Source organism: Cohnella sp. LGH (assembly GCF_017671885.1).
Lineage (GTDB): Bacteria > Bacillota > Bacilli > Paenibacillales > Paenibacillaceae > Cohnella > Cohnella phaseoli.
In genome coordinates this window covers 5492670-5504873 of record NZ_CP072117.1, presented here as the reverse complement: position 1 = coordinate 5504873, position 12204 = coordinate 5492670, and the positions used below count along the sequence as shown (strand labels likewise).

At 54.8% G+C, this 12204-nt stretch carries 9 protein-coding genes; 7 read left to right on the top strand and 2 right to left on the bottom strand.

The features are described 5' to 3' along the window. Nucleotides 1-43: 43 nt before the first annotated feature. The 7 genes from J4772_RS23455 to J4772_RS23425 all read left to right on the top strand — a co-directional run bounded on the left by J4772_RS23455 (nt 44) and on the right by J4772_RS23425 (nt 9914). A complete protein-coding gene (locus tag J4772_RS23455) occupies nt 44-1690 on the top strand; it encodes an N-6 DNA methylase (protein ID WP_209071621.1) in 1647 nt (548 codons plus the stop codon). A 444-nt stretch (nt 1691-2134) separates the two neighbouring features. Further along, nucleotides 2135-3928, top strand: a complete 1794-nt coding sequence (locus J4772_RS23450) for a sensor histidine kinase (RefSeq protein ID WP_209071620.1) — start codon at nt 2135-2137, stop codon at nt 3926-3928. Then, nucleotides 3921-4994 carry a response regulator gene (locus J4772_RS23445; protein ID WP_209071619.1) on the top strand — a complete coding sequence of 358 codons (1074 nt, stop codon included), beginning with the start codon at nt 3921-3923 and terminating at the stop codon, nt 4992-4994. Before J4772_RS23450 ends, J4772_RS23445 begins: the two co-directional genes overlap by 8 nt. A gap of 111 nt (nt 4995-5105) precedes the next feature. Then, entirely contained in the window at nt 5106-6431 is a 1326-nt protein-coding gene (locus J4772_RS23440; protein WP_209071618.1) for an ABC transporter substrate-binding protein, read from the top strand. Between the two features lie 46 nt (nt 6432-6477). Next, complete coding sequence (locus tag J4772_RS23435; protein WP_209071617.1) at nt 6478-7362, top strand: carbohydrate ABC transporter permease; 885 nt, start codon at nt 6478-6480, stop codon at nt 7360-7362. Next, a complete protein-coding gene (locus J4772_RS23430; protein WP_209071616.1) occupies nt 7359-8192 on the top strand; it encodes a carbohydrate ABC transporter permease in 834 nt (277 codons plus the stop codon). The genes J4772_RS23435 and J4772_RS23430 overlap by 4 nt, the downstream gene beginning before the upstream one ends. Before the next feature lie 33 nt (nt 8193-8225). Beyond that, nucleotides 8226-9914 (top strand): glycoside hydrolase family 5 protein, encoded by a 1689-nt coding sequence (locus J4772_RS23425; protein WP_247740826.1) that lies wholly within the window; start codon nt 8226-8228, stop codon nt 9912-9914. 49 nt (nt 9915-9963) lie between these two features. Here J4772_RS23425 and J4772_RS23420 read toward each other — a convergent pair whose 3' ends face one another. Together J4772_RS23420 and J4772_RS23415 are read right to left on the bottom strand one after the other, a co-directional pair. Beyond that, complete coding sequence (locus J4772_RS23420) at nt 9964-11382, bottom strand: sensor histidine kinase (protein ID WP_209071614.1); 1419 nt, start codon at nt 11380-11382, stop codon at nt 9964-9966. Then, the gene (locus tag J4772_RS23415; RefSeq protein ID WP_209071613.1) at nt 11379-12065 is read right to left on the bottom strand and encodes a response regulator transcription factor; all 687 of its coding nucleotides are present in this window, start codon (nt 12063-12065) and stop codon (nt 11379-11381) included. Before J4772_RS23415 ends, J4772_RS23420 begins: the two co-directional genes overlap by 4 nt. Nucleotides 12066-12204: the final 139 nt, after the last annotated feature.

Genomic DNA, 12204 nt, shown 5'->3' with positions numbered 1-12204 from the left:
GTAGAGGAGGTTTTTCGAGCTCCCAGAGAGAATTATATCTAGCATGAAAAGCGAACTTACACATCAGAAGCTGCGAGGGGGGTATTATACTCCTAAGCCGATCACCGACTTTATTACAAGATGGGCCGTCTCTTCCCCGACAGCAACGATTCTTGAACCCAGCTGCGGAGACGGGAACTTTTTGGAATCGATGGCGCAAACCTATAGAGAGCGTGGACTTGAAGACCGCGACCGTATTTCAAGGCAGATTTGCGCAATCGAATTCGATCCCGAAGAGGCCAGGAAGGCTCAAGAAAGGCTGGAGAGCCTGGGGATTCCCGCCGGCGGCGCAGTCCGGAACGGGGACTTTTTCTCTTATTGCCGGAATTTTATAGATGGCGGGGTTAGGTTCGAGGCGATTGTCGGCAACCCGCCGTTTATTCGCTATCAGAGTTTTATGGAGGAGCATAGGAAGCTGGCCTTTGAAATCATGCAGGAAGCCGGGCTGACCCCCAATCGGTTTACCAACGCATGGGTTCCGTTTCTGATCGCCTCCTCTTTGCTGCTGACCGACAAGGGAAGAATGGGCATGGTGGTGCCGGCCGAGCTGTTCCAGGTCGGTTACGCCGCGCAAACCCGCTTGTTTTTGAGCGACTATTTCCGCAAGCTGACGATCATCACCTTTAAGAAGCTTGTCTTCAGCGAGATCAACCAGGAGGTCGTGCTGCTGCTGTGCGAGAAAGACGGCGATCGGCATTCCGGCATTAGAGTCGTGGAGCTTGAGGAGATGGGAGACTTACAGGCATTTGACCCAAAGGATTTATCGAATATCGAATTAAAACCGCTGGACCACACCAGCGAAAAATGGACGCAATATTACTTAACGGCCGACGAGATCACGCTGCTGCGAAAATGGCGCACCCACCCTGAAATCGCGGTGTCAGGGGATATTTTGGACGTCGATGTTGGCGTAGTTACGGGGCTGAACGAATTTTTTGCGTTAAACGAGCTTCAAGTTGCCAAAAATAAGTTGGGCGCGCATACGAAGAGAATCATTACGAAGTCCGCCCATCTTGAAGGGGTCGTTATGACCGAGGAGGATTGGGCCGACAATGTAGCCAGGCAATATGCGACCGCTTTGCTGCATTTGCCGAATGTCCCGTTTAGCGAGCAGGCCGAGGAGGTTCGGCAGTACATTGTTTCCGGCGAAAAGCAAGGCGTTCATACCGGATACAAATGCAGAATCCGCAAAAACTGGTTCGTCGTCCCTTCCGTATGGGTTCCGGATGCTTTTATGCTTCGCCAGGTGCACAGCTACCCCAAAATTATATTAAACGAAGCGCAAGCAACATGTACGGATACCGTTCATCGCGTCCGCTTTAAGGAAGGCTACGAAGGGGCGCGGGTTTCCGCGGCTTTCTTGAACTCTCTTACGCTTGCTTTTTCCGAGGTGACCGGCAGAAGCTACGGGGCCGGCGTATTGACCTTTGAGCCAAGCGAAACCGAAAGCCTTCCGCTGCCCCTGCGCGGAGCGGACAAGCTGGATGTTGAGCAGATTGATCAACTGATCCGCTTCAATCGAATAGAAGAGGTTTTGGAGATTACGGACAAGGCGCTGCTGATAGACGGACTGGGCCTGGCTCGAGAAGAGGCTTTAGCATTGAGGAAGATCTGGAGGAAGCTGCGCGACAGAAGGATAAACAGGAGATAGCAGGGGAAACCGTTAACATGCCGGATATGCTTGCCAAGCTGTATGAATTGCCCGAGCTTCCCGATTCCGTTCCTGGCGTGTACCGGGGGCTGTTGGATTCTTCGAGTCTTTGATCGGGTGCCGAAGATGGTCAATTTTGCGACAAAGGTACAAGCCTTTCTTAATCGAGAGGTCTGTGCCTTTTTCTCGGTTCAGCCAAGCGTATGTCGTCCTATAGGGATCTGCCGACGTTGCTCCTTCATTCCCCATCAATATCGTACAATACATCGGATTAATAGAATCAAATGAACGGGCGACGGGATTGGGATATACTTATAAGGCAATTCTATACTAATCCGGCAATATTGAAAGCGCTAACGATGAATTCGGCAGGAAGACGAGTTTTTGTAGTCGAAAACAAAGCCGACCAAGGATTTCCCGACAGACCGGGAGCAGGAGGAGACTATGCCGTTCACAGGAATCAGCATCCGCTTCCGGCTCATGATGCTAATGATTTGCATGACGACGCTGCCCGTCATTACGGTGACATGGCTGGCGACCAACAATACGCGGGATTCGGTGGAAAAGGAAATGATCGATGCCAACCAGTCGCGCATGCAGTGGGCGAGCCAGTATTTGGACGAATTGATCCAGCAGCTCGACACACTATTTTATTCGCTTCATATCCAGACCGAACTGATCGACGAACTGTCCGGCGTGGACGCGCTGGACGCAGGCGATCGGTATCCGCTGCAGAACCGGCTGTTCGGCACGCTGAATACCGCCTTTTATTCGTTTTCCCGCAAAATCGACCAATTGACGCTGTATATCCATTCCACGGGCAGGGCTTATTCCGTCAACTACGCCAGCAGCGGCCTGACGCATTCGCTCGATATCGGGCAAGGGCCGTGGAGCCGGATGCTGACAACGCCCGTGGGGATTTATTTCAAGGCGGCGGGGGATTCCCTTAGCGCCTACCATTCAATGAACGAGTTTAAGGGGCAGGCGCTCATTGGCGGTATTTCCGCGCGAATTAACGGCAAGGTGTGGGAGCAAGCGGCAGCCATCTTGCAATCGGAGCCTGAGAGCGCGATTTTTCTTCTCAACGACGAGGGGGAGGTGCTTCCCGGCTCTTCGCCGTTATTCACGCCCGAGGAGTTGGCGGCGAGCCTGGCTGAACTGCGCGAGGAGCCGGCGTCTGTCGTATTAGACCGAACGAGCGACCATTATGTGTTCTCCAGGAGGGTTAGCGGCGGCCAACTGTTTCTGGTGAAGGCGATTCCGGTAGCGACGATTAATCATAGCGCCGAAAAAACGATTGTGGCAGGGTTGTGGACGGGAGCGATCTTTACGGCGGTATCGATCCTGTTGTCGATTATCGTATCGCTGCGCATCAGCCGCCCTATTGTGAGCCTTGCAAGAACGATGCGTAAATCGCACATTCACGATTTCGAGATAAAATCGGTGCAAAGCCGCGACGAAATCGGGCTGCTGGAGGCGGGCTACAACTTTATGATGGGCCGGATCAAAGCGTTGATCGAAAACGAATACCAGCACGAAATCGAGGTCAAAAATGCGCAGTTGATCGCGCTTCAGGCGCAGATTAATCCCCATTTTCTGAATAATACGCTTCATATGATCGGCGGTATGGCGCTGACGAAAGGCGCGCCGGAAATCTACCGCATTACGCAAGTCATCGGCGACCTGCTTCGTTACTCGATTAGCGCCGAAGGCGATCAGACCGTTAGTCTTAGCGAGGAATTAAAGCATACGGCCAACTATTTGTTTATTCAGGAGCAGCGGTTTGCGGGCCGATGTGAGGTGATCGTCTCTTCCGACGACAGCGTGGGAGAGGCGCGGATGCCGAAGTTTACGCTGCAGCCGATCGTGGAAAACGCCTTTGAGCACGGCTTGCAGCGCAAGGAAGGAAAATGGCGGCTTGAGGTGCGCGTTCGAGTCGTCGGCGAGCGGCTTGTTCTGATGGTGCAGGATGACGGGCTCGGCATGGAGGCCGCCCGACTGACGGCGCTGCGGGCGGAGCTGCGCGGCGGCGGGCGACAGCAGGAGACTGAAGCGGAGACGCGATCCGGAAGAAAAGGCATCGGGCTGCACAACGTGCATGCCCGGTTGACGCTGCGCTTCGGCAAGAGGTACGGTGTCCGGCTGTTCAGCAAGAGCGGGGCGGGCGCGCTTGTGGTCATCACGTTGCCGGCAACCGGCGACACGCCGGATGCGGAAAGGGGAGAGCGTCATGTTTAACGTGCTCATTATCGACGACGAGCCGTGGTCGAGGGAAGTAGTGAAGGCGCTCGGACCGTGGGATCGCCTGGAGCTGCGAGTCGTTGGCGAAGCGGAGGACGGCAACGAAGGGCTGCGGAAGATCGAGGAGCTTCAACCCGACATTGTCGTCACCGATATGCGGATGCCGGGAACGGACGGCGTTGAGTTGCTGGAGGCAATGCGAAGCCGTTGGCCGCAGCTCAAAATTATCGTAATGAGCGGCTACGACGATTTTATCTATTTGAAGCAGGCGATCCGTTCTAAAGCGATCGAATACTTGTTAAAGCCGATCAGCCCAGAGGAGTTGGAGGCTGCGCTTAAGCAGAGCAAAAAGGAGCTGGAAGCCGCGCGAAAGTCCGAGGCGCAGTCGCTTTCGCCGCTCTTCCCGAACAGGGCGGCGCTGCAGCGATACGCGGAGCAGCGGGAGCGTCTGTACGCCAGTCTGCTGGAGCTGAACAGAGAGCGGGCGGAGGAGGCGTTCGACCATCTGCATCGTGAGATGAGAAGCACCGACGAGAGTGAGGCGAAAGAGGGCCAAGAGGGACGGGTGACGGCGGATTTGACGCTGATGCTGGAGCAGTTTCTGTCCCAGCAATCGCTGACGCTGGGGCAGCTGCACCCGGAGAGCGAGCAGTTCTCGTCGCCTGGCGGAAGTGAGGCGCTGAGGGGAGCGCGTGAGCTCTACGGGCGGGCAATCGACGCACTGCTGGAGCTCAGAAATTCGCGCAGCCGGCTTGATATGGCAGAGGTAGCCAACTATATCGATGCCCGCTATCAGGAGGCGATCTCGCTGGAATCGGTGGCGGGACAGTTTCTGGTCAGCAAAGAGCATCTTAGCCGAATGTTCAAGGCGTTCGCCGGGGAAAATCTATCGGACTACATCGTACGAAGGCGGATGGAAAAAGCGAAGGCGCTGATCGCGGAAGAAGGCGTATCGATCAAGTATGCGGCGCAGCTTGTCGGATACGAGGATATCGCCTACTTTTATCGCGTGTTCAAGAAGCATTACGGCATGACGCCCGGAGAGCTGCGCAAGGACGGGTGAGCGGGGATTCCTATCAATATTGTACAACAACCGATGTTAAAATCCTCGAAAGAAAGCGTTTTATCCCTCGGCTATACTGAAGCTGCAACTTACTCATAGGAGGGATCGAGCATGAAAAGAGCGCTTCATCTGCTGCTGGCACTTACGATGACCGCCGCGCTGGCGGCGTGCAGCTCGGGAAACAACGGCGGGGGGACCGACAGCGGCAACAACACGGCGTCGTCATTGCCGACCGCAAGCGAGACGACCGGAGAGGCGACGAAGGCAACTCCCAAAAAGGTCGAGCTGAAAGTATTTATGAGTTTTCCTCGCTTCAAGGATCAATTCGAAAATTATTTTGCTCAGTTCAAGGAGAAGGAGCTTGCGGAAAAAAATATCGACGTATCGATCCAATTGGAGATGCCGAACGCGGATCAGGCGAAGCAGATCCTGCAATCGCGGCTGTCCTCGGGCGACGCGCCCGATCTGTACACGCTTCATGCCAACGATATTCCGACCTACTTCGATGCGGGGTATGTCGCCGATCTGACGGGGCAGCCGTTCGTTGGCAAGCTGTACGAGGCCGTAACCGAAACGGTGAAGTACGACGGCAAAGTCGCCGCGCTGCCGCTGGAAAGCTTGTCCTGGGGCTATCTCTACAATAAGAAAATATTTGCCGACAACGGGCTGACGCCGCCGCAAACGCTGGACGAGATGAAAGCCGCGGCGGAGAAGCTGCAGTCGGCCGGCGTCAAGCCGTTCCTGCTCGCCTTCCAGGAATCGTGGATCCCGCAGTTAATGATGGCCTTATCGCTTGGCGGCACGGTATCCTCGGCTCATCCCGACTGGATCGAGAAGATGAACGCAGGCGAAGCGTCTTACGCCGACGTCCGGTCCGTCTTCGACAGTATTGACCTGATTATGGCCAATGGCACTGATAAGCCGTTCGAGACGGGCAACGAAGCGGGCTCCGCCGAGTTTGCAAACGGCGGCGCCGCGATGTGGGTGCAGGGACCGTGGAACGCGGAGACGATTCTCAAGGTCAACCCGAGCATGGAGTTTGGCGTCGCACCGCTGCCGGTCAGCAACAATCCGGAGGATACGATGATCAACCTGGCGACCTCGACCTCTCTGGCGCTGTCCCCAAAAAGCGCGAATAAAGAAGTGGCGCTCGACCTGCTTAACTACATTTTGGATGACAAAGATTCCTCCGCACTGTTCGAAGAGCTTAAGTTTAACCCGATTGCTACTGTGCATACGTACGAGGTGTTCCCATGGGTAAACGAAGCGAGCGAATACGTGTCCAAAGGCAAAGCGTATCTCGACCTGAAGCTGCCGAATGGCGTGACGGACGAGACGGCCAAGCTGCTGCAAAGCTACTATGCCAAAGACGTCACGCAGGACGACATCATCGCTTCGCTGGATAAAGTATGGCGGACGTCCGTCAACAGCAATTGACGAAGCGCGCGCCAAACGCGGCGCCCGGATATCGGGAGTGAATACAATGGCAACAACGAGATCATGGAAAAAACACGCCATGCTGCTAGCCTTCGTTTTTCCCGCGCTCCTATTCTACATCGCCTTTACGCTTGCCCCCGCTTTCGGGGGCATCGCGTACAGCTTGACCGATTGGAACGGACTGAACCCCGCCTATCGCATGGTGGGGTTGGCCAATTACATTGAAGCGATGAGCGACCGCTTTTTTCTGAAATCGCTGGCGTTTACGGCCAAGTTCGTGCTGTACATGCTGGTGCTGCAGAACGCGCTGGCGATTTTGCTGGCGGTGCTGGTGGAGGCGATGGGGCGGAGCAAGGTATGGTTCCGGACGATCTTTTTTATGCCCAACATGCTGAGCCTCATTATCGGCGGGTTTATGTGGATGTTTATTTTTACGCGCGTGTTTCCGTATTTGGCCGACCAGACGGGCTGGCGGCTGCTGGATCAATCCTGGATCGGCGATCCGCGCTATTCCTTCTTTGCGATTCTCGCGCTGTCGCTGTGGGGCGGCGTCGGGTACTTGATGGTCATCTATATCGCGGCTCTGCAGGGCGTTCCGCAGCATTTAAAGGAAGCGGCGGCGATGGACGGAGCCGGCCCCTTGGCGATATTTCGCCATGTCACGCTGCCGATGATCTATCCGGCGCTGACGATTGGCGTGTTCTTGACATTGAACGCTTCATTCAAGGCGTTCGATGCGGTGTATTCGCTGACGGGCGGCGGTCCGGGGCGGGCGACGCAGGTGATCGCGCTCAATATTTTCGAAGAGGCGTTCAGCTTCAGCAACCGTTACGGTTATGCCAGCGCCAAAGCGATGATTCTGTTCGGCATCGTTGTCGTCATTACGATCATTCAGCTGGCGATCATGAAGCGGCGGGAGGTGCAGGCATGAATCGGTTGGGCGGACGTCTCGGCTCGTGGACCGCTTTGCTGTTTTTGCTGGCGGCGGCAGTTGTTACGCTGTTTCCGATCTATATGGCTTTGCTTAACTCCGTTAAGACGCAAGGCGAGATGCTGACGAATATTTTGGCGCTGCCTTCGTCGCTAGAGGTCGGCAATTATGCCGACGCGTTTCGGAAAATAAACTATTTTCGCAGCCTATGGAATACATTTGTGGTAGTTGCGGTGGGACTGGCGGGCATTATTCTGTTTGCATCGATGGCCGGCTACAAGCTGTCGCGGACGCCCGGCAAGCTGAGCGGCTTTCTGTTCGGACTATTGGTCATGTCCACGCTGATCCCTTTTCATTCGATTATGATCACATTGGTCAAAATCAGCAAGGAGCTGCGGCTTCAAGGCTCGGCGGTCGGGCTCGGCCTGCTGTATATCGGACTGGGCGTAGCGGTAGCTGTGTTTCTGTATCACGGGTTTGTGAAGTCGGTGCCCAAGGAGTTGGACGAAGCGGCGGTGATTGACGGCTGCGGCGAATTTAGGTTGTTTTTCACGGTGATTTTGCCTCTGCTGCTGCCGATTACGGCGACAATCGCCATTTTGAACACGCTGTGGATGTGGAACGACTTCCTGCTGCCGCTGCTGATTTTGACGGACTATAAAAGCTACACCTTGCTGCTGTCGACCAACATGCTGTTCGGGGAATACAACAACGACTGGTCGGCGATTTTGGCATCGCTCGTGCTGGCCATGCTGCCGGTTATCGCGCTTTATCTCGCACTTCAGAAATATATTTTGCACGGCATAGCCGAAGGGGCTATTAAAGCTTGATAGACTCGATTATCGATGGGGGGAGACGTTCCTGTGTCGCAGAGAAGGAAGCAGGAAGTAACGGGATTTGTAAGGGCGGACGGCCGCAAGCTGCGCAACGGCGCGGGCGAGGAGCTGCTGCTGCGCGGCGTCGGATTCGGCAGTTGGCTGCTGCCGGAAGGGTATATGTGGAAGTTTCCGAAGGAGGGCGATCGTCCCCGTCGCATTGAGGCTATGATCGAAAGGCTGATCGGCAGGGAGAAGGCGGAGCTATTCTGGGACAGCTATTATAATCGTTATGTCGCGGAAGAGGATATCGCCCGAATTGCCGAGGATGGGTTTAATTCGGTGCGGCTGCCGATTAACGCCCGGTTTCTGTTGGCCGGGACGGGAGCGACGGGCGGCGACGCGCCGATCTATCGCGAGGAGCGGCTCAAGCTGATCGACCGTGTGATCGACTGGTGCCGGACGTACCGGCTTTATGTGGTTTTGGATTTGCACGGCGCTCCCGGGGGGCAAACCGGAGCGAACATCGACGATTCGGAGTTCGACCGTCCGGAATTGTTTACGCTGGAGGCAAACTGGCGGCAAACCATAGACCTGTGGAGTATGCTGGCCGACCGCTATAAGGACGAGTGGATCGTGGCCGGGTACGATCTGCTGAATGAGCCGCTGCCCGAATGGTTTTCGTCGCTGTACGGCAAAGTGATGCCGCTGTATCGAGAGATCGTACGGGCTATTCGCGAGGTGGACTCACGGCATATGATCATTCTGGAAGGCGTGCATTGGTCGACGGACTGGTCGATCTTCGAGCGGGCGTTCGGCGATGAGCCGCTGGACGACAATGTGCTGCTGCAATTCCATAAGTATTGGAACAATCCCGATACGGAAAGCATCGCTCGGTATTTGGAGCTTCGCGACAAGTGGAATGTGCCGATTTTTATGGGCGAGGGCGGCGAAAATAATAAGGAGTGGTATGCGGGAGCTTTTCGGCTGTTCGAGGATCACGACATTTCGTGGAATTTCTGGACTTGGAAAAAGCTCGGCACGACCAATTCGCCCTGCTCGATCCGCATACCGGAGGGCTGGGGGCTGCTGGTCGATTACTTGCAGGGCGGAGCCAAGCCGTCCGCCGAGACGGCTGAGCGCATTTTGTGGAGCTATTTGGACAATATGCGTTTGACCGATTGCGAGTACAGGCCGGAGGTCGTGCGGTCGCTGCTGCGCCGGGCTCCGGTGCGCATTCCGGCAGTTTTCTACGGCTATAAGGGAGAGGGGGTCAGCTTCGGACGCGCTGCCGCCGAATCGGGAGCGAAACAGACTGCCGCAGGCGTGGGCTTCCGCACGGGGGATCGCACTGCGATCCGATTTGTCGACAGCGAGCGGACGGCTGCAACGTTTGCGCATGGCGGCGGCGAGGAGTGGCAGCCGGACCAATGGCTCTGCGTAGAGATGTCGGCCGGCGATTGGTTCGTCTACGATTTTATCGGAGACGATAGCAAGCCGCAGGAGGAACTGGCCGTCCGTTTTAAGCTGCAGGCGGTCGGTGGGGGCGGAAAGCTGGAGGCGGCACTGAACGGGCAAACGCTGGGAAGCGTGGAAGCGCGAGGTGGAAATTGGCGGGATTACGGCGACATCGAGTTGGGCGCTGCGGGGCCGGGCGACCATGCTCTGACTGTTCGTTGCACAGCAGGGTCTTTGCGGTTGATGTGGCTGGAGCTGCTATCTGCGGCAAGGAAATAAAACAAGCGAGATTACAGCCAGCGGCGTTGGCGTAATCTCGCTTTGCTGCTTATTGCGGGAGGTTAAGTCGAGGCAGAGAGATCCGGAATACGGTTTCCACATTCGGAATGCTGCTCATCTCCACGCTGCCCTGGTGGGCTTCGACGATGTCCTTGACAATAGCTAGGCCGATCCCCAATCCTTCGCCCTTCCTTCCGCTGTCCACCCGATAAAAACGATCGAAAATATACGCATGATGCTCAGCAGGGATCCCCTTACCCCGATCCTGCACGATAATATTCACGGAATGCTCGTCCGCCGTCAGCTGAATGCCGAGATATCGTCCATCTTTTCCGTATCGAATCGCATTGTCCAAAATATTTCGCAGGGCCCTTTCGATAAGAGAAGCGTCAACGGGGAGATGAATATCCTCATCCGGGGCTTCGACATCGAGATGAACCTGATCGCCGTCGAGGATCATGATATATTCGACCGCGATTTTGCGAACGATCTCGGACAGATTGTGCTCGGCCAAGCGAATGGTCAGATCGTCCGCATCCTGACGGGAAATGTCCAGCATCTGATCCAGCAGCTTGTCCATATATCTGCAGCGTTGAAGAATGATTTTGGCTCTGCTCTGTAATTCTTGCTGATCCTTATAATTGCCGGTACGTATCATTTCGGCGCAGCCGAGCATCGTCGTCAGAGGCGTTCGCAGATCGTGCGACAGATTGGACAGCAGCAGTTTGCGCTTGCTCTCGAACTGCTGAATTTCCGCGAATTGGGAGCGGATTCGATGCGCCATGGAGTTATAATGCTGAGTAAGCTGGCCCAACTCGTCCTTGGAGGAATCCACTAATTGTACTACCGGGGAATCGCTCTGGATATTCAGTTGATTCAGGGCATGATTGAGCTTGCGGATTCTTTTATTAATAGAGGTAAACAACCAGATGGCCAATAAAAAAGGCAACGAAAACGAAAGAATGATCGGAACGACGAGCGTTAGCAACGATTTATACGTACGAACCATAAAATACACTTCGCCTTGTTTCATCTCGGAAGCCGGAATGCTGAGGAGCAAGAAATACGATTTCCCGTCTCTCGTTGCCGGCGTAAGAATATGAACGTCGTCATCCGTCAAAAACCTCCGGGGCATTTGCTGCATCAGTACGGCCAAGTCCTTGAAGGATAAGGTCGGATTGATCCCTGCCGTATCATAGATAGATTGACCCTGATCATTCAGCCACAGCCATCGAATAGCGGGATGCTCCTCATGGGCGTTATCCAAAATTCGTTTCAGCGTATCTTCTCCGAATTCAGGTCCATCCTCGATCGAGTCCACGATAGATTGCGCCAGCGGATTAAGCTGGAACAGAGCGTAGCCCTTATTCACGGCTTTTCCGATCCAGACCGAGCTGTAGCCGAACAGAACCATACTCATAGCGGTACTCACGACAAGCAGCAGCCATAGCTTCGTGCGCAGCTTCATATTCCGGCTCCAGTCAACCGGTAGCCAACGCCGCGAACCGTTTGAATTTCCCAGGTGGACTGCGCCCGTTCCAAATGCTTGCGCAGCCGGCTCATATATACACTCAGATTGTTGTCGTCATAGCGCTCATGCTGCCACACCTGTTGATAGATTTCGAGCTTCGTCATGACTTTGTCGGGATTTTGCATGAAGAGCTGCATGAGACCGCATTCCACATAAGTCAGCGGAATTTTCTCGTTATCGACGAGCAGCGAATAGTTGTCGACCTCCAGAATCAGATGATTTAAGCGGATGACCAGAGAGGGATGATTGGAGACCGGGTATCGTCTGCGCAGAACGGCGCGAATACGGGCCATTAATTCCATTGGGCTAAAAGGTTTCGTCATATAATCGTCGGCTCCCAGGCCCAGGGTGTCGATCTTGTCTTGCTCCTGTCTTCTGGCGCTGACGACGATCGTCAAGGTGTCGAGTCGGCGGGCGTTCAAGTAGCGCAGCACCTCGAACCCGTCGCGATCGTCCATCATGAGATCCAGAATAATGACATCTATGCGTTCCGCTTCCAGTCGTTCAATCGCTTGACGTCCGGATTCGGCTTCAAGGACGCTCATGCCCGATTGTTCAATATGGGTACGGATTACTTCGCGGATTTGCGGATCGTCATCCACTACGAGTATTTGTTCCATTGTAGGGTCGCCACCGTCCAGAAATTTGAGTTAGCTTGATCATAGCACGATTTTTTCGGGATTTGTTTTTTTCAGGGCGCCGACTTCGAATCCTTTAAGATTTCATTAAGATTTTTATAGAGAGGCAGTGAGTATAATT